Annotated in this window: 16 protein-coding genes; 8 read left to right on the forward strand and 8 right to left on the reverse strand. The window is 64.6% G+C overall.

Annotation, left to right across the window (positions count from 1 at the left end):
- Positions 1-12: 12 nt before the first annotated feature.
- From dapA to CH281_RS14060, 5 genes are all read left to right on the forward strand, one after another.
- The gene (gene dapA, locus CH281_RS14040) at positions 13-957 is read left to right on the forward strand and encodes a 4-hydroxy-tetrahydrodipicolinate synthase (RefSeq protein WP_094694606.1); all 945 of its coding nucleotides are present in this window, start codon (positions 13-15) and stop codon (positions 955-957) included.
- A 71-nt stretch (positions 958-1,028) separates the two neighbouring features.
- The gene (locus tag CH281_RS14045; RefSeq protein ID WP_094694512.1) at positions 1,029-3,410 is read left to right on the forward strand and encodes an ATP-binding cassette domain-containing protein; all 2,382 of its coding nucleotides are present in this window, start codon (positions 1,029-1,031) and stop codon (positions 3,408-3,410) included.
- A gap of 32 nt (positions 3,411-3,442) precedes the next feature.
- Positions 3,443-4,003, forward strand: a complete 561-nt coding sequence (locus CH281_RS14050) for an isochorismatase family protein (protein ID WP_094694514.1) — start codon at positions 3,443-3,445, stop codon at positions 4,001-4,003.
- A 99-nt stretch (positions 4,004-4,102) separates the two neighbouring features.
- Positions 4,103-4,903, forward strand: coding sequence for a HugZ family pyridoxamine 5'-phosphate oxidase (locus CH281_RS14055; protein ID WP_094694516.1), 801 nt, complete (start codon positions 4,103-4,105; stop codon positions 4,901-4,903).
- Between the two features lie 112 nt (positions 4,904-5,015).
- Positions 5,016-6,419: an NAD(P)/FAD-dependent oxidoreductase gene (locus CH281_RS14060; RefSeq protein ID WP_032366182.1), complete on the forward strand. Its 1,404-nt coding sequence runs from the start codon at positions 5,016-5,018 to the stop codon at positions 6,417-6,419.
- Positions 6,420-6,510: 91 nt separating this feature from the next.
- Here the strand turns inward: CH281_RS14060 and CH281_RS14065 are convergent, their stop codons facing one another.
- The 8 genes from CH281_RS14065 to CH281_RS14100 all read right to left on the reverse strand — a co-directional run bounded on the left by CH281_RS14065 (position 6,511) and on the right by CH281_RS14100 (position 13,716).
- Positions 6,511-7,170 carry an urease accessory protein UreD gene (locus tag CH281_RS14065; RefSeq protein WP_032366181.1) on the reverse strand — a complete coding sequence of 220 codons (660 nt, stop codon included), beginning with the start codon at positions 7,168-7,170 and terminating at the stop codon, positions 6,511-6,513.
- A gap of 3 nt (positions 7,171-7,173) precedes the next feature.
- The gene (gene ureG, locus CH281_RS14070) at positions 7,174-7,878 is read right to left on the reverse strand and encodes an urease accessory protein UreG (RefSeq protein WP_032370566.1); all 705 of its coding nucleotides are present in this window, start codon (positions 7,876-7,878) and stop codon (positions 7,174-7,176) included.
- Positions 7,879-7,939: 61 nt separating this feature from the next.
- Positions 7,940-8,629 carry an urease accessory protein UreF gene (locus CH281_RS14075; protein ID WP_052073775.1) on the reverse strand — a complete coding sequence of 230 codons (690 nt, stop codon included), beginning with the start codon at positions 8,627-8,629 and terminating at the stop codon, positions 7,940-7,942.
- On the reverse strand, positions 8,629-10,350 hold the full coding sequence (locus CH281_RS14080; RefSeq protein WP_027497140.1) for an urease subunit alpha: 1,722 nt from the start codon (positions 10,348-10,350) through the stop codon (positions 8,629-8,631). Before CH281_RS14080 ends, CH281_RS14075 begins: the two co-directional genes overlap by 1 nt.
- Positions 10,350-10,982: an urease subunit gamma gene (locus CH281_RS14085; protein ID WP_094694518.1), complete on the reverse strand. Its 633-nt coding sequence runs from the start codon at positions 10,980-10,982 to the stop codon at positions 10,350-10,352. The genes CH281_RS14080 and CH281_RS14085 overlap by 1 nt, the downstream gene beginning before the upstream one ends.
- Before the next feature lie 50 nt (positions 10,983-11,032).
- Complete coding sequence (locus CH281_RS14090; RefSeq protein ID WP_051365386.1) at positions 11,033-12,304, reverse strand: DUF6986 family protein; 1,272 nt, start codon at positions 12,302-12,304, stop codon at positions 11,033-11,035.
- A gap of 5 nt (positions 12,305-12,309) precedes the next feature.
- Positions 12,310-12,771 (reverse strand): PaaI family thioesterase, encoded by a 462-nt coding sequence (locus CH281_RS14095; protein ID WP_027497142.1) that lies wholly within the window; start codon positions 12,769-12,771, stop codon positions 12,310-12,312.
- A gap of 222 nt (positions 12,772-12,993) precedes the next feature.
- Positions 12,994-13,716, reverse strand: coding sequence for a hypothetical protein (locus tag CH281_RS14100; protein ID WP_228139410.1), 723 nt, complete (start codon positions 13,714-13,716; stop codon positions 12,994-12,996).
- 222 nt (positions 13,717-13,938) lie between these two features.
- Here CH281_RS14100 and CH281_RS14105 point away from each other — a divergent pair, with 222 nt between their 5' ends.
- From CH281_RS14105 to CH281_RS14115, 3 genes are read left to right on the forward strand one after another with little or no spacing between them, the layout of a single operon-like run.
- Positions 13,939-15,414 carry an iron chelate uptake ABC transporter family permease subunit gene (locus tag CH281_RS14105; protein ID WP_080732069.1) on the forward strand — a complete coding sequence of 492 codons (1,476 nt, stop codon included), beginning with the start codon at positions 13,939-13,941 and terminating at the stop codon, positions 15,412-15,414.
- 47 nt (positions 15,415-15,461) lie between these two features.
- The gene (locus CH281_RS14110) at positions 15,462-16,514 is read left to right on the forward strand and encodes a FecCD family ABC transporter permease (RefSeq protein ID WP_174557250.1); all 1,053 of its coding nucleotides are present in this window, start codon (positions 15,462-15,464) and stop codon (positions 16,512-16,514) included.
- Positions 16,511-17,380, forward strand: a complete 870-nt coding sequence (locus CH281_RS14115) for an ABC transporter ATP-binding protein (RefSeq protein ID WP_027497146.1) — start codon at positions 16,511-16,513, stop codon at positions 17,378-17,380. The genes CH281_RS14110 and CH281_RS14115 overlap by 4 nt, the downstream gene beginning before the upstream one ends.
- Positions 17,381-17,388 lie beyond the last annotated feature (8 nt).

The following is a 17,388-nucleotide window of genomic DNA, read 5'->3' on the forward strand; positions in this document are numbered from 1 at the left end:
CACACTCGGACGATGAACATGTCCACTTCTTCGGCCACGTCGACGTTCGGCACCAACCTGGTTGCCATGTGCACACCGATGAACACCGATGGGCAGGTGAGTCGCACCGGCACGGACGCCTTGCTGACCCACTTGCTCGCGACCGGTTGCGACGGCGTCGTCGTCGCCGGCACCACCGGAGAGGCACCGACTCTCACGCCGCGTGAGCAGGCCGATCTGATCACGGCGACGCGCGAATTCTCGGGCCACGCCCTGCGCGTGATCGCGGGTGTCGGCACCAACGACACCTCCGCCGGGATCGAGTCGGCGCGACGTGCCGCCGATGCAGGGGCCGACGCGTTGCTCGTCACCGCCCCCTACTATTCGCGCCCCACGCAGGCCGGCATCGCCGATCACATCGTCGCCATCGCCGATGCCGGAGCCCTCCCGGTCATGGTGTACGACGTGCCGGCTCGGACCGGTGTGCCGATCGACGCGTCGACGCTGGTCGAACTCTCGCGGCACACCTCGATCACGGCGGTCAAGGACGCGAAAGGCGACCTGTACGAGGCGATGAACGTCATGGCTGAAACCGACCTGGCCTATTACTGCGGTATCGACGAATTGACCCTGCCCTATCTGTGCTGCGGTGCAACGGGTTCGGTGAGTGTGGTCGGCAATGTCGTCGCCGACCGCTACGCCGACCTCTTCGACGCGGTCCGTGCCGGAGATCTGACTCGCGCGAACGCGGTACAGCGATCGCTGCTACCTCTCGTCGAGGCCGTCATGCGCACCACCCAGGGAGCGATCATGGCCAAGGCGGCCTTGGTCGCCATCGGTGTGCTGGTCGACGCCACGGTGCGGCGACCGTTGCTCGAATCGTCCGCCGCAGATCTGCAGCGTCTGACCCACGCGTTGGCGGTGACAGGAATCGATCAGGAATCGAGAAGCATGCGCGTTCCGATACGACTACCGTGATCGCACACATACCTCGGTGCAATCGACCTTCTCGGTTTCGGTTGCCGTGACGATCAGGAGACACCGCGAGCATGGCGACGACCAAGGTCACGCAGAAATCGGCAGCGCACGCCGCCGACAGTCACGATCTGATTCGAGTACAGGGCGCGCGGCAGAACAATCTCGCCGACATCAGCGTCGAACTTCCCAAGCGACGCCTCACGGTGTTCACCGGTGTCTCCGGGTCCGGAAAGAGCTCCCTCGTCTTCAGCACCATCGCGGCCGAATCCCAGCGCATGATCAACGAGACCTACAGCGCCTTCGTTCAGGGCTTCATGCCGACTCTCGCGCGGCCCGACGTCGATGTGATGGACGGGCTCACGACGGCCATCATCGTCGATCAACAGCGAATGGGTGCCAATCCCCACTCCACCGTCGGAACCGCCACCGACGCCTATGCCATGCTTCGCATTCTATTCAGCAGAGTGGGGAAGCCGTATATCGGCTCTGCACAGGCTTTTTCGTTCAACGTGGCATCGGTCTCCGGTGCAGGTGCTTACAAGGTGGACAAGGGAGGTCGTCAGACCACCGAAAAGAAGTCCTTCTCCGTCACCGGTGGAATGTGCCCGCGCTGCGAGGGACGCGGCTCGATCAGCGACTTCGACTTGAATGCCCTGTACGACGCGAGCAAGTCCCTCAACGAGAGCGCCATCACGATTCCCGGCTACAGCATGGAAGGCTGGTACGGCAGAATCTTTCGCGGCTGCGGTTACTTCGACCCCGACAAACCCATCGCGAAATACACGAAGAAAGAGCTCGACGATCTGCTGTATCGAGAGCCCACGAAGATCAAGGTCGAGGGCATCAATCTGACCTATTCGGGCCTGATCCCTCAGATCCAGAAGTCGTTCCTCTCTAAGGACGTCGACGCGATGCAGCCGCATATCCGGGCGTTCGTGGAGCGTGCGATCACGTTCACCACGTGTCCCGAATGCGACGGAACGCGGCTCAACGAGGGTGCACGATCGTCGAAGATCAAGGGCATCAACATCGCCGACGCCTGCTCGATGCAGATCAGCGATCTGGCCACGTGGGTCGCAGGCCTGAAGGAACCGTCGGTCGCACCGCTGCTGACGACGCTGAGCGAGACCCTGGACTCGTTCGTGGAGATCGGCCTCGGCTACCTGAGCCTGAATCGGCCGTCGGGCACACTGTCGGGCGGAGAAGCGCAGCGCACGAAGATGATTCGACATCTCGGCTCGTCGTTGACCGACGTCACCTACGTGTTCGACGAGCCGACGACGGGTCTTCACCCCCACGACATCGAACGGATGAACAACCTTCTTCTGCAGTTGCGGGACAAGGGAAACACCGTTCTCGTCGTGGAGCACAAGCCGGAAACGATCGCCATCGCCGACCATGTCGTCGACCTGGGGCCCGGTGCCGGCAGTGCGGGTGGGCACGTCTGCTTCGAGGGCACCGTCGACCAACTGAGGCAGAGCGATACGGTCACCGGCCGCCATTTCGACGACCGCGCGAGTCTCAAGGGTTCGGTTCGCGAGTTCTCTGAGGTGCTCGAGATTCGAGGGGCGGATTCGCACAATCTGCGAGACGTGGACGTCGACGTTCCACTCGGCGTGCTGGTCGTTGTCACCGGAGTGGCGGGCTCCGGTAAGAGCTCGCTGATTCACGGGTCGCTTTCGGGCACCGACGATGTGGTCTCGGTCGATCAAGGTGCCATCCGCGGATCGAGGCGAAGCAACCCCGCGACCTACACGGGTCTGCTCGAACCCATCCGCAAAGCCTTCGCGAAGGAGAATGCGGTCAAACCCGCTCTGTTCAGCTCCAATTCGGAGGGTGCCTGCCCGACGTGCAATGGGGCGGGAGTCATCTACAGCGACCTCGCCATGATGGCCGGCGTTGCTACGACGTGTGAGGTGTGCGAGGGGAAACGGTTTCAAGCTTCGATACTCGAGTACCATTTCGGCGGCCGAAACATCGACGAGGTGCTGTCCATGTCGGTGGCCGAGGCCGAGGATTTCTTCTCCGACGGACCGGCGAAACTGCTTGCAGCACAAAAGATTCTGCAACGGCTGAATGACGTCGGACTCGGCTACCTGAAGATCGGCCAGCCGCTGACGACTCTCTCGGGCGGCGAACGGCAACGACTCAAGCTCGCGACACACATGGCCGAGAAGGGTGGGGTGTACGTACTCGACGAGCCGACCACCGGGCTACACCTCGCCGATGTGGACAAACTGCTCGGGTTGCTCGACCGCCTGGTCGATTCGGGTAAGTCGGTGATCGTCATCGAGCACCATCAGGCCGTCATGGCCCACGCCGACTGGATCATCGACCTCGGCCCCGGGGCCGGGCACGACGGCGGCCTCGTGGTCTTCGAGGGCACCCCCGCAGATCTGGTGGCGGACGGATCCACCTTGACCGCGAAGCACCTGGCCGCGTACGTCGGATAGCTGACCAGAACCGGATACTCGATGGAGACGACGTGACGACCCTGCCCGACCGCCCTGCAACTGCGCTGCTGATCGTCGACGTCCAGAACGACGTCATGGCCGCCGCCCTCGATCGCACTCGCGTCGTCGACAACATGGTGCGACTGGTCTCACGAGCGCGAAAGACCGACACACCGGTGATCTGGGTGCAGCATTCCTCGGACCACGAGCTCGTGTCCGGCAGCCCGGGCTGGCAACTCGTGGAGGAACTTCCGATCGAAGCCGGAGACGCCTTGGTGCACAAGAAGCATGGAGACGCCTTCGAGGGCACGTCCTTGGAGGAGGTGCTCGCCGATGCCGGCGTCGGTCATGTGGTGGTTGCCGGCGCGCAAACGGACTTCTGTGTGCGATCGACTCTGCACGGAGCTCTGATTCGTGGGTACGACGTGACCTTGGTCAGCGACGCCCACACGACGGAGAACCTGCCGGACCCCGCCCTGCCCACACCGCAGCAGGTCATCGCGCACACGAACATGTATTGGGACAACCAGACCGCACCCGGCCGAACCGCATCGGCCGTCGCCACAGAGGACGTCGCGTTCGTCGGCCGCTAGCCTGACGCTCCTATGGTTGCTCTGTTCGACTCGTGCTGATCGGCAACCCGGTCACGCACGCACACCATCTCGTTCCGGGACGAACGTAGACTGCCGCCCATGGCACTCGATCACGGCGATCCCGGCGACGCCCCGTCCGTTCCCCCTCCTCTGTCTCCGGTGGTCGCGGAGCGTCGTCCGTCGGCGGCCGAGGAGGCGCGCACGATCGCTGCGTCCACCAATATCGCGACGCTGGCCAGCCTGACCGCCGACGGCGATCCATGGGCGTCGTTCGTGACATACGGCTTGCTCGACGGAGCACCCGTGCTGTGCGTGTCGCGGATGGCGGAGCATGGTCGAAATCTCGACGGTGATCCACGAGCGAGTCTGTCGATCGTTGCACCCCAGTCACAGACGGACCCGCTGGCCTCGGGCCGCATCACGCTGGCCGGGGTGGTCGAGCGACCGGCAGGAGCCGAGCTCACTGCCGCACGACAAGCGCATCTCGACGCGGTGCCGGCCGCCAAGTACTACGTGGATTACAGCGACTTCACGCTTTGGGTCATGCGAGTGCATCGGGTGCGATGGGTCGGCGGGTACGGCCGAATGGATTCGGCGACGGCCGACGCGTACTCCGAGGCGTCCCCGGATCCCGTGTCTCCGTCCTCGGCCTATGCCGTCGAGCACCTCAACGCGGACCATTCGACGTCTCTGTTGGCGATGGCCCGAAAGCTGGGGGGCTACCCGGACGCGACCTCAGCGACGTGTACGGCCGCAGATCGATACGGCCTCGATCTGAACGTCCACACACCGCGCGGTGTGGCCTACACCAGAGTCGGTTACGCCGAGCCCATCGATTCCGCGGACGAGCTGCGCGCTGCAACGGTGGAACTGGCCAAGAGGTCGGCTACTGCCCCGTAGTTCCCCGCGACAGCGATAGCTGCCCGACGACCGGTAGCTGGGCCCTTGGCGAGACGCTCCGCCCCGGGGCGACTACCGTTGTGGCTACATCGCAACGTCTAGGGAGCAGGTAATGAGCATCCAACCGGTCGAATCGAAGCGTCACCGTGTCGTCGTCATCGGTTCCGGGTTCGGAGGTCTGTTCGGCGTCAAGGCGCTCAAGAAGGCCGACGTCGACATCACCCTCGTCGCAAAGACGACCCACCACCTATTCCAGCCGCTGCTCTACCAGGTGGCCACAGGCATTCTGTCCGTCGGTGAGATCGCTCCCACTACCCGCGTCATCCTGCGCAAGCAGAAGAACGCCGAGGTGTTGCTGGGCGACGTGCTGAACATCGACCTCGAGGCCAAGACGGTCACGTCCAAGTTGCTCGAGCGCGTCACCGTCACCCCGTTCGACAGCCTGATCGTGGCCGCCGGTGCCCAGCAGTCGTACTTCGGTAACGACCATTTCGCCGAGTTCGCGCCCGGCATGAAGACAATCGACGATGCACTCGAACTGCGCGGACGCATCCTTGGAGCCTTCGAGCAGGCGGAACTCTCCGACGACCAGGAGGAGAAGGACCGCCTGATGACGTTCGTCGTCGTCGGAGCAGGTCCGACGGGTGTCGAACTCGCAGGGCAGATCGCAGAACTCGCCGACCGCACCCTCGACGGAGCGTTCCGCAACATCGATCCCCGCGACGCGCGCGTCATCCTGCTGGACGCCGCACCGGCCGTCCTTCCCCCGATGGGCGAGAAACTCGGCCGCAAGGCAGCCGAACGGCTCGAGAAGCTCGGTGTCGAGATCCAGCTCAACGCGATGGTCACCGACGTCGACAACGACGGCCTGACCGTCAAGGAAAAAGACGGAACCACGCGTCGTATCGAGGCTCAGTGCAAGGTCTGGTCCGCGGGCGTGCAGGGCAGCCCGCTCGGCAAGCAGCTGGCCGACCAGTCGGGTTCGGAGACGGACCGCGCCGGCCGAGTTCTGGTGGAACCGGATCTGACTGTCAAGGGTCATCCGAACGTCTTCGTCATCGGCGACTTGATGTCGGTCAAGGACGTTCCCGGCATGGCACAGGGTGCGATCCAGGGTGCCACCTACGCAGCCAAGCTGATCAAGGCATCGGTCAAGGGGCAGGACGACCCCACCCAGCGAGCACCCTTCAAGTACTTCGACAAGGGCTCCATGGCCACGGTGTCGCGATTCAATGCGGTGGCGAAGGTCGGCAAGCTGGAGTTCGGTGGCTTCATCGCATGGCTCATGTGGCTCGCCCTCCACCTGTACTACCTGGTGGGGTACCGCAGCCGTATCACCACGGTCATTTCCTGGTTCGTCACGTTCCTCGGTAGAGGCCGTGCTCAGATGGCATCGACGGAGCAGCAGGTGTTCGCGCGGCTTGCCATCGAACAACTGAACTCTCTCGAGAAAGCGGGCGACGTGAACAAGCGGACGGCCGAGGTCGAAGAGGAACGCGAAAAAGCAGCGGGTTGATCCACGCAGCACCCGCAAGGTAAGCGAAGCAGAAAGGGCTCCGTCCGACGCACATCGTCGGACGGAGCCCTTTCTTTCTGCCCTGCCCGATCTATCGGGTCGGCTGAAGGCGATGACCGACGGAGGTACTCAGCGAGCCACCCCCGGCCAAGGCCAAGCGCACGGTGCCGCCCGCCAGATCGACCTCGGAATCCCGACTGTCCGGATAGCGAAGCGTGCTGGACATCGACATCGGTGCCGACAAGCCGTCGTGCGCCACCGTCCCCTCCCCCAGTTCCACCCGGTGGCGCAACAGCGGCGTACCTCCCACATCGCAGTGCATCGAACTCGCCCACTGTCCCGCCACCTCGTCGAGCCTGCCGATCTGTACGCGCTCACGCAGCCACAGATCGGAGTCTTGTTCCAATTCGATGACATTGAGCACCGTGTGAGAGGCATCGGACACGACAACCATCGGCTCGGGGTCGAAGACGAGTGACGCCCCCGCCCCCAGCTCGACGTGCCAGTGCGCCGACGAATGACGTTGTGCTGCACCGGGCATCGCCAAGGACGCCGCCACACTGCGCACATCCAGACGAGCGCCGGCAGCCACCGAGATCCTGACGCTGATGGTGTCTCCGCCGAGAGGCGTGGCCGCGGTGCCGATCAAGTGGACGGTGTCGGGCCCCGTCTGCCTACCTGCGAGTCCGCCGACCGATGTGATGCGGGGACTGCGTCGACGACTCGCGTCGATGCGGAGCTCGGTGTGCATCGTTCAGTGCGCGTGGTCGTGTGCGTCGGCGTCGGCGATGACCTTCAATTGCTCACGCACCCAGCCGAGCACCGTCGTTGCTGCGGGATCGTCCGTGAGAGAGATCAGGGCCGTGGGACGACCCTCGCGCACCTGCGCGGCGTCGCGCTCCATGACACCCAGATCCGCACCGACGTACGGCGCGAGATCGGTCTTGTTGACGACGAGCAGGTCGGAGAACGTCACGCCGGGACCACCCTTACGAGGCACCTTGTCTCCTCCCGCGACGTCGACGACAAAAATCTGGACGTCGATCAAACCGGACGAAAACGTGGCGGTGAGATTGTCGCCGCCGGACTCCACCAGAATCAGGTCGAGAGGGGGGTTGTTCTCGATCAGGTCGTCGATCGCGTCGAGATTGGCGGTGATGTCGTCGCGTATCGCGGTATGCGGACAGCCGCCGGTCTGCACGGCCGTGATGCGCTCGTCCGGCAACACTGCGTGCCGCCGCAAGAAGTCGGCATCCTCGGTGGTGTAGATGTCGTTGGTGAGCACGGCCAGAGACAGCTCGTCGCGGAGCTGGCGGCACAAGGCGGCCACCAAGGCGGTCTTGCCCGACCCGACGGGTCCGCCGATTCCCACACGCAAAGCATCGCCTGCGACCCGTGTGCGCTTGGGTCGGTCCAACCCGTGGTCGTGGGGCTCACCGTCGATCAGGTGCGGGGGCATGACATCTCCTTCGGTCGAGAAAACGGTACTGCGGTCGAGAACCGTGTCAGCGGTCGTGAATTCAGGATACGAACAATGGGCGATCGCGGACGGCGTGGGCTTCCGCGAACATGTCCAGCAGCGGATCGGACAGCTCCATCAGAACCGGAAGCGATGCGCACGCGGCGTCGGCCACTTCATCGCAGAAGTCCCCCAACCGAATGGTGCACGAGGCAACCTCGGCGGGGTCGAGCGCAAGCAGACGTTGCGCCGCGATCGCCGAGCCGGTCATGGTGATGTACACCTGCACAGCCGCGGTGTCGGCGACGGACAGCTCGGCTGCGAGTCCCACGTGCCCGGCCGCGACGGCCAGATGCGGCCGCCGGCCGATGGACTGCCAATCATGATGCGGCCATGCTGATTTGGCCAACCTGAGCAGCCCCCGACCCTGAGCTCGCGACGCAGCTCGCACTGCCGGCGACGGCGTCCGGGCATCGCACTCGGCGTCGGCCGCATCCGTATCCAACGAGCCGAGAACAACCGCACCCGCGATGGATGCCGCCGTGGCTCCCGACGTCCGAATTCGTCGACGCAGAAATGCTTCGAGGGTATCGATGTCGCGCACGAAACCTGATGCGATCGCTTCTTCGACTCCCCCGGAATGGACGTGCCCACCGGTGGGAAGTCGCGAATCTGCAAGCGAGAGAAGGGTTGTGACCTGTCGACGTGCAGCGTACGACGACGCAGTCGACGAGAGGGATCCTAGGGCCATCAGAAGAGGAAATACCGTTGCGCCATCGGCAATTCGGACGCCGGTTGTTCCTTCCATACCTCGCCGTCGATACGCACGGTGAAGGTGTCCGGATCGACTTCGATCTCCGGAAGCGAATCGTTGAGCGGCATATCGGCTTTCCTGATCCCGCGCACGTTCGCAACCGGAACGAGACGGCGATCGCACGCGAGGCGATCGGCCAGACCGTCCTCGATCGCTTGTGGCGCAACGAAATGCAGCGACGTCGCAGCGGCTGCCTTGGGTGACGCTCCGAACATCGGCCGCGGCAGCTCGGGTTGCGGCGTAGGAATGGATGCATTGGCGTCGCCCATCGCGGCCCACGCGATCATGCCGCCCTTGATGACCATGTGCGGACGCACACCGAAGAAGGCCGGATCCCACAACACCAGATCGGCGAGCTTGCCCGTTTCGATCGACCCGATCTCCGCATCGAGACCGTGGGCCACGGCCGGACAGATCGTGTACTTCGCGACGTATCGCCTGACCCGATTGTTGTCGGCACCGTTGTCCCCGGGCAGGTATCCGCGCCGCGCCTTCATGACGTGAGCTGTCTGCCAGGTTCGCAGCACCACCTCACCGATACGTCCCATGGCCTGGGCGTCGCTGCCGATCATCGAGATCGCTCCCATGTCGTGCAGCAAGTCCTCGGCCGCGATGGTCGACGGCCGAATGCGGCTCTCGGCGAACGCCAGATCCTCCGGAATGCTCGGACTGAGGTGATGGCACACCATCAACATGTCGAGATGCTCGTCCAACGTGTTCACGGTGTGCGGACGCGTCGGATTGGTCGAGCTGGGCAGCACGTGTGCTTGCGCGGCAACGGTGATGATGTCGGGAGCGTGTCCGCCGCCTGCACCTTCGGTGTGATAAGCGTGTATTCCACGGCCGTTGATCGCAGCGAGGGTGGTCTCGACGAATCCGGCCTCGTTGAGGGTGTCGGAGTGAAGAGCCGCTTGAACTCCCGCCTCGTCGCACACTCGCAGGCACGCGTCGATCGCGGCGGGAGTCGACCCCCAATCCTCGTGCAACTTGAATCCCGAAGCGCCGCCGCGCAACTGCTCCCACATCGAATCGGGATTGACCGTGTTGCCTTTGCCGAGCAGCACGATGTTCATCGGCCAGTCGTCGAGAGATTCGAGCATCCTGGACAGATGCCAGGCACCCGGGGTGACGGTGGTTGCCTTGCTCCCTTCGGCGGGCCCGGTACCACCCGCGATCACCGTGGTGATGCCGCCGCCCAGGGCTTCTTCCTTGATCTGCGGGCAGATGAGGTGCACATGGCAATCGATGCCGCCGGCCGTGACGATCTTTCCGTTGCCCGCGATGATCTCGGTCGATGGTCCGATCACGAGATCCGGATGAACGCCGGTCATGGTGTCGGGATTGCCGGCCTTTCCGAGCGCAACGATCCGACCGTCGCGAATACCGAGGTCTGCCTTGATGATTCCCCAGTAATCGACGACGACCACTCCGGTGATGACGGTATCCGGGGCACCGTCTGCCCGGGTGGCACGTGACTGGCCCATCGACTCACGGATCACTTTGCCGCCGCCGAACACCGCTTCCTCGCCGGCCTTGCCCGGACCACCACTTCTGTCCTCGGTGATCTCGATCAGAAGGTCGGTGTCGGCCAACCGAATCCGATCACCCGTCGTGGGGCCGAACAACTGGGCGTATCGACTGCGACTCATACGCGCCATCAGCTGTCCAACTTTCCTGGAGGTGTCATGCTCAAGCCGTATACCTCGCGGGTCCCACCGAGGGGCACGAGTTGCACCGTCTGCTCGATGCCCGGCTCGAAGCGCACGGCAGTGCCGGCCGGAATGTCGAGCCGACACCCGTAGGCGCGATCGCGATCGAACTGCAGGGCGGCGTTCGCTTGAGAAAGATGCACGTGACTTCCCACCTGCACCGGTCGATCGCCGCCGTTCACCACCGTCAAGGTGATCGATTCGGCGCCATCGTTGATCTCGATATCTCCTGCGACGGTGAAGATCTCACCCGGAACCAGATGGCCGTCTCCGCGCTCGGGCGAGATCGGCTCGTGCACAGTGATCAGCTTCGTTCCGTCGGGAAACGTCGCTTCCACCATCACCTCGGGAAGCAGTTCGGGCACACCACTCAGTACGTCGTCGGCCGTGAGCACTTCCCGGCCCGACGCCATCAGCTCGGCCACGGACTTTCCGTCACGAGCACCCTCGAGGAGGTGATCGGTGATGACCGCGATCGCCTCGGGGTGATTGAGTTTCAGGCCGCGAGCACGGCGCCGCCGCGCGAGTTCGGCGGCGTAGCTGACGAGCAGTCGATCCTGCTCGTGCGGAGACAACCGCATGTAGGTTCTCCGTCCGATCGGTGATGATGCTCGGCAATTCTGACACGCAGTCAGCCCAAGGGCACGGTGACCGACCGATCGAGCAGACCCCGCAGGACATTTCGGTCGACAGAAGGGGCCACGTCCTGCAGTTCGGTGACCCCGAACGCGCCCGCGTCCAGGCCGCGTACCAATACGCCCGCGAGAGCCTGCGCCGTCGCCGGCTCGTCCATCACATCTCCGCCGCGACGATCGAGGTAGTTGCCCAGCCGAGCTGCGGCGACGGGCATCGCGTGACGAAAGAACTCGAACGTGGCCAACCACCGCGTCACCAGATGACCGGGGTGCATGTCCCACCCCTGGTAGAAGCCCCGCTCGAGGGATCTGGTCACCAGATCGAAGTGGCGCCGCGCCGACGCTGCCACTTGTTCGGAGCTACCGGTCGGAACCACCTGGGTGGACCCGTCGCACACCCACACGCCTGTCTGCGCTGCCGCAACCAACATGACGTTCTTGGCATGGTCTGCCACCGGATGAGCCAGAGATTGCTGCGCCGACGTGATTCCACACGCCGCGCTGTAGTCGTAGGTGCCGTAGTGGAGCGACGTGCAGCGACCATCCGCGCGGGCTATCGCACGCGCCAACGTCGTCGTACCGTCGGCACCGATCACGGCCTGTGGGCTTTCGATCTGCAACTCGAAACGGAGTGCCCGATCGGGAAGACCGTGAGCCCGCTCGAGTTCTTCGCACAACGCGACCACGGCCGAAACCTGCTCGACCGCGCGGAGTTTGGGCACTGTGAACACGAACCCGTCGGGCACTCCCCCGGCCCCGTCCAGGACGAGTTCCAGGGTTCGAATGCCACGCCGACGCTCATGAGCGGCAAGGCCTTTCGCACGGATGCCCAGCCACGACGGGCCCGCCGTGTCGCGTGCCAGCGCAGCCAACGCTGCACCTGCTGCCGCGGCGTGACGATCCTCGACGGCGTCGGAGCGCCACCCGTAGCCGTCCTCGAAATCGAACCTGAGGTCCTGGATCGGTGCTGCGTTCAGCCGGTCCCGTACCACCGGTAGAGCATCGGTGGTGCCGAGGCCGGCGAAGACCTCGGGATGCGCATCGAGCAGGCCGAGGGCTGCGGTTCCCCATGCGGCCGGGATGTTCTCGGACGCCTCGGAGGCCGGGACGTAGACAGTGTGGGAGGGCTGCCCGCCTATTCGGTCTCCCGGATAGTGCTGCGCCAGATCGGCATCGATGGGCTCGAAGAGTGCTTCGATGCGGGCGAACGCGTCGTCGTTCAGCGCACCGCCGGCGGAAGGGGGAACGACATCGTCGTGTCCGGTCATGGGCTTCACTGTCCCAGACGTGCTGTGTTTTCGATATTCGCCAGCCGCACTTTGCCCTGTGCCACCAGGCGGCCGCCCTCGTCGGAGATGTCGACCTGCCAGAGTTGTTGGGTGCGGCCTCGATGGATCGGATGTCCGTGCGCGGCAAGAGAGCCCGAGCGCGTTGCTCGCAGGAAGTCCGTGCTGTTGTTCACCCCGACGACATGACCGCGCGAACCGAACCAGGCCGATCCACCGATGCTGGCAACCGATTCCACCACGGCGCACAGAACACCACCGTGCATGATCCCGGCCGGCTGGTGCAGTTGCGGGGTGACATCCCACTCTGCGCGAACGACGTCGCCGGTCACTTCTCGGTAGGTCAGTCCGACCACGCCGTCGAATCCGCGTCCGCAGAGTTCGGTCAACTGTTCCGGGGTGAGGGTCTCGAAGGGGCTCGCTTCGGTGGTGCCGTTCGAATCGGTCATTGCTCCGCTTCCGGTCGCGTACTGAGAATGTTCGCCGACTGCAGTCGACCCATGACCAGAAATACACGACACTCCGCCCGAGAAAATCGGTGGGCCTCTCGTTCGAGTCGAACGAGAGGCCCACCGTGGCAAGGACCGGGAGACACTGCAGCCCTCAGGTCTCCGGCGCGGTCCGTTGGTATGAAATTAGCATAGGCATACCTCAGTTCCGACGCAAGACCTTCATGACGCGCGTAGCCGCTGCCGGCCCGGGACTCCGACTCGCGATCGCACGGGCGCGCCGGCAGCGACCATCGCGTCGAGCAGTAACTGGCCGCGCCGCGTTCCGGCGGAGGGGCCGGTCCCGGCCAAGATCGGGACGTACGTCGACGCACCGAGGATCGCGTCACCCACCAGCGCCCAGAAAACGCGAGCATCCAGAGGAGCCCGCTCACTGATCGCGCGATAGACAGACCCGAGAGACGTCAGGCACCGATGCGCGGTCCAGACGAGAAGAGCCTGTTCGCAGGGCAACGTCACGGTTCCGGGCTCGCCCGCAGCCGGATCCTCCGGCAGCACTCGCAAGATGGGCGACGCAACACCCGCCCAATCGATTCCCCCGTCGCTGTCCATATGGATCCACAAGTTCTCGATGCCCGGATCCCAGGCACGCGCTTCGAGCACGAGCAGTGCTGCAACCCGCCCGACCACCGCATGAATCAGCGCAGTCGCCACCTGCACCGCCGCAGCGTGCGGTACTTCGAGATCCTCGAGCGAACGGCGGTACATCTGCTCGACGCGACCGTCGTCGAGGCCGACCGACAGCTGCCACCAACGCCGCTTGCCCTCGTCGGCCATGGCGGCCACCGCGTACATCCTCGGATAGTCGGGATTGAGCGCGCGCAGAGTGGAACACGACTCGGCCAACAGCGCGTGCCCACCGGATCGGTCCGAGAATCGGTGCACATCGGCCCAGCCCGTGAATGCCGCAGTTGCAACTGACACCTGAACGCTCCTTCTGTTCGTGATCGGTGAACTCGCCCCACCGTCGACCAATGGATGTAGGTTAGCCTAACCAGATACGGCTGCCGAGTCAGGCACCGCTACCCTTACCTCGTGTCGCACGGCGAGCAAGGGTTCCGTAACCTAAACCCTGTCCCTTCGATCCAGCGAGGAGTCACGACCCCAGTGACCACAGCTCCGCTACTCGGCCCTCACGGCTCGCGTCGCTCGCCCGACGAGCGATACGGGACCGAGGACGTGCCCACCGGGCCCGCACCGTGGAGTACACGCATCGCAGCCGCGGGGATCGACGCGCTGATCGTGCTCGTGCCGTTGTTCATCGGGTGGTCGATCGTCGACGCCCTTCGCGACGACAACGGCGGTGGCCAGGCCGACCGTGTCGTGTTCGGAGCCATTTCTCTCTCGGTGGCCGTCGCCTTGTTCGTCTGGAACCGCGGCTACCGCGATGGCAACGAGGGGCAGAGCACAGGTAGACGGTGGATGAGTCTGACGCTCCGCGACACCGACACCACCGGCCCGGTCGGTGTCCGTCGAGCTCTCCGTCGCCAGTTCGGTCTCGGCCGGTCCACTTCGGAGGTCGTGCGCGAGAAGACAGCTGCAGCGGATGATTTCGAGCCCATTCCCAAGGATGGTTCGGTTGCCGCCATTCGCCGACGCAGATTGCTCGGCCTGGCAGTGCTGGTCGTCGCTCTGGCCGCCGGCATCTTTGCGAGCATCGCCATCGGTGCCCGACCACTGACGTTCGCCGAGATCGCCCATGCATTGATCGATTCGAACGGCACGGACACCGACATCATCGTGCGGACCTTGCGGGTCCCCCGAACGGTGCTGGCGTTGGTGGTCGGCATCGCGCTCGGTATCGCAGGTGCCCTCATCCAGGGACATACGCGCAACCCGCTGGCCGATGCCAGCTTGCTCGGCCTCAATTCCGGGGCTGCGTTCTTCGTCGTCATGGCCATCTACCTGTTCCGGTTCACCTCTCCGAGCCAGTACCTGTGGTTCGCGTTCGCGGGTTCGGCAGTGGCGAGCGTCGTGGTGTTCGGTCTGTCGTCCATCGGGTCGGGCAGATCGAGTCCGATCAACCTCGCCCTGGCGGGCGCGGGTGTCGCGTTCTTCCTCTCCGCGATGACGAATGCCGTCGTGTTGCTCGACCAAACGAGCCTCGACGGCTACCGCTTCTGGGTGGTGGGATCGGTCGCCGGTCGGGGGCTCGACGTGCTGTGGCAGGTTCTCCCCTTCCTGATTCTCGGTGTGCTGATCGCACTCGCCAGCACCCCGGGCCTGAACGTCATGAGCCTGGGCGAGGACGTAGCGCGATCCCTCGGAACCAACATCGCGGTCACCCGAACCGTCGGAATCCTGGCCATCACTCTGCTGACCGGAGCGGCAACGGCCGCGTGCGGGCCCATTGCCTTCGTCGGCCTCGTCGTTCCGCACATCGCCCGAGCGGTGACCGGACCCGACTACCGCTGGCTCGTGCCCTACGCGGGCCTCATGGGCGGCGTGATGCTGATGATCGCGGACGTCATCGGACGCGTCGTGGTGCGCCCGGGCGAGTTGCAGGTGGGCATCGTCCTCGCACTCTTCGGCGCGCCGTTCTTCATCGCACTGGTACGCCGTAGAAAGTTGGCGAGCCTGTGACCGCCGAGATCCGGTCCCCCGAACCCTCCACGGCCGGTCCCGGCACCGTGCCCGCACGGCCCGCCGTTCGCCTGGGGCGGGTGTCCCTCGTCCGCCGTCCACTGATGGTCGTCACCACCGTCCTCGTGGCTGCCGCCTTGATTCTGGTCATGTGTGTCAACATCGGCCGCGGCGACTTTCCGCTGTCGATCCCCCAGGTGCTCGACGTCCTGCTCGGCGGCGGAACGCGGATCGAACGGTTCATCGTCATGGACCTGCGCCTGCCCCGGTCGTTGACGGGCTTGCTCGTCGGAGCGGCCCTGGGAATTTCCGGTGCGATCACGCAATCCATCTCTCGAAACGCACTCGCCAGTCCCGATATTCTCGGCATCACCGCCGGTGCCAGTGCTGCAGCCGTCGCGCTGATCGTCCTGGGCGGCGGCGGTACCTTCAGCGGTCTGCTCGCCACCCTCGGGCTGCCACTGGCAGCGCTGATCGGCGGAGTACTCACCGCAATAGCGATCTACTCACTCGCCTGGCGGAAAGGCGTCGACGGCTTTCGCTTCATTCTGGTGGGAATCGCCGTCAACGCCATGCTCACGGCCGTCATCGGGTGGTTGCTGATCAGCGCCGACATCAACGACGTGTCGCGCGCGCAGGTCTGGCTCAACGGTTCTCTCAACGGAGCCAACTGGTCGACGGTGTGGCCGGTCGCAGTCGCCGTCGTCATCGTCGGGGGCGCAACCATCGTGTCGACGTTCACGCTGGGAGCACTGCGTCTGGGTGACGACAATGCACGATCGCTCGGAGTGCGGTTGCAGCACAGCCAGGCCGTGATGTTGCTCGCCGCCGTCGCACTCGCTGCCGTTGCCACAGCTGCGGCCGGACCGATCGCGTTCGTCGCACTGGCAGCCCCGCAGATCGCGGTACGGCTCCTTCGAACCCCGGGACCGCCGATCATCGCCTCGGCATTGCTGGGCGGACTGCTGGTAGTGGCGAGTGATCTCATCGCGCGGACGATCCTGCCGGTGGAACTGCCGGTCGGCATCGTCACCTCGGCACTCGGTGGACCGTTCCTTCTGTACCTTCTCGTGCGCAGTAATCGAAAGGCTTCCGTATGACAATCAGCCACGCCTCGCGTTTGGTCGCAGACGATCTCAGCCTCGGTTACGGCGACCGGACCATCATCGAGCACCTCGACCTCGCGATTCACACCGGAGTGATCACCACCGTCATCGGCCCGAACGGCTGCGGCAAGTCGACCCTGTTGCGATCGCTCGGACGCCTGCTCAAGCCCAAGGCCGGAAGCGTGATGCTCGACGGCCGGGCGATCTCTTCGATGAAGACCAAAGAGGTTGCCCGGACCCTGGGCATGCTGCCGCAGGCACCTACTGCTCCGGAAGGACTGACCGTCGCCGATCTGGTCTCGCGCGGTCGTCACCCCCATCAGTCGTGGATCAGGCAGTGGAGCTCGGACGACGAGGCAGAAGTGGCCAACGCACTCGAACTCACCGGCGTCGGCGACCTCGCCGACCGTCCCGTCGACGAGCTGTCCGGTGGTCAACGGCAACGCGCCTGGATTTCGATGGCACTGGCGCAGGGCACCGACATCCTGCTGTTGGACGAGCCGACCACCTACCTCGACCTCGCCCACTCCATCGAGGTACTCGACCTCGTCGATCGCCTGCACGAGGAGCTCGGCCGCACCATCGTCATGGTGTTGCACGATCTCAACCTCGCACTGCGATACAGCGACCAGTTGATCGTCATGAAGCAGGGAACCATCGTCACGTCCGGTCGCCCTCAGGACGTCATCTCGGAGGAACTACTGCTCGACGTGTTCGGTCTCGAGGCAGCCGTGATCGACGATCCCATGTCGGATCGCCCGCTCATCGTTCCGATCGGAACTCGCCACGTGTACGGGTCGGTCGGTGGTCCGGTGAAATCGGACAGGCGTTCCGGGACACCGGACTCGCGGGCTGTCTAGCGCAGACC

It is taken from the genome of Rhodococcus sp. 06-221-2 (assembly GCF_002258365.1).
Lineage (GTDB): Bacteria > Actinomycetota > Actinomycetes > Mycobacteriales > Mycobacteriaceae > Rhodococcoides > Rhodococcoides fascians.

Coding starts and splice junctions, on each gene's coding strand:
- CH281_RS14085 (WP_094694518.1), bottom strand. CDS start 10,982: ATGCGGTTGTCTCCGCACGAGCAGGATCGACTGCTCGTCAGCTACGCC.
- CH281_RS14060 (WP_032366182.1), top strand. CDS start 5,016: ATGAGCATCCAACCGGTCGAATCGAAGCGTCACCGTGTCGTCGTCATC.
- ureG (WP_032370566.1), bottom strand. CDS start 7,878: ATGCCCCCGCACCTGATCGACGGTGAGCCCCACGACCACGGGTTGGAC.
- CH281_RS14045 (WP_094694512.1), top strand. CDS start 1,029: ATGGCGACGACCAAGGTCACGCAGAAATCGGCAGCGCACGCCGCCGAC.
- CH281_RS14095 (WP_027497142.1), bottom strand. CDS start 12,771: ATGACCGATTCGAACGGCACCACCGAAGCGAGCCCCTTCGAGACCCTC.
- CH281_RS14075 (WP_052073775.1), bottom strand. CDS start 8,629: ATGGCCCTAGGATCCCTCTCGTCGACTGCGTCGTCGTACGCTGCACGT.
- CH281_RS14115 (WP_027497146.1), top strand. CDS start 16,511: ATGACAATCAGCCACGCCTCGCGTTTGGTCGCAGACGATCTCAGCCTC.
- CH281_RS14055 (WP_094694516.1), top strand. CDS start 4,103: ATGGCACTCGATCACGGCGATCCCGGCGACGCCCCGTCCGTTCCCCCT.
- dapA (WP_094694606.1), top strand. CDS start 13: ATGAACATGTCCACTTCTTCGGCCACGTCGACGTTCGGCACCAACCTG.
- CH281_RS14065 (WP_032366181.1), bottom strand. CDS start 7,170: ATGCACACCGAGCTCCGCATCGACGCGAGTCGTCGACGCAGTCCCCGC.
- CH281_RS14090 (WP_051365386.1), bottom strand. CDS start 12,304: ATGACCGGACACGACGATGTCGTTCCCCCTTCCGCCGGCGGTGCGCTG.
- CH281_RS14080 (WP_027497140.1), bottom strand. CDS start 10,350: ATGGCGCGTATGAGTCGCAGTCGATACGCCCAGTTGTTCGGCCCCACG.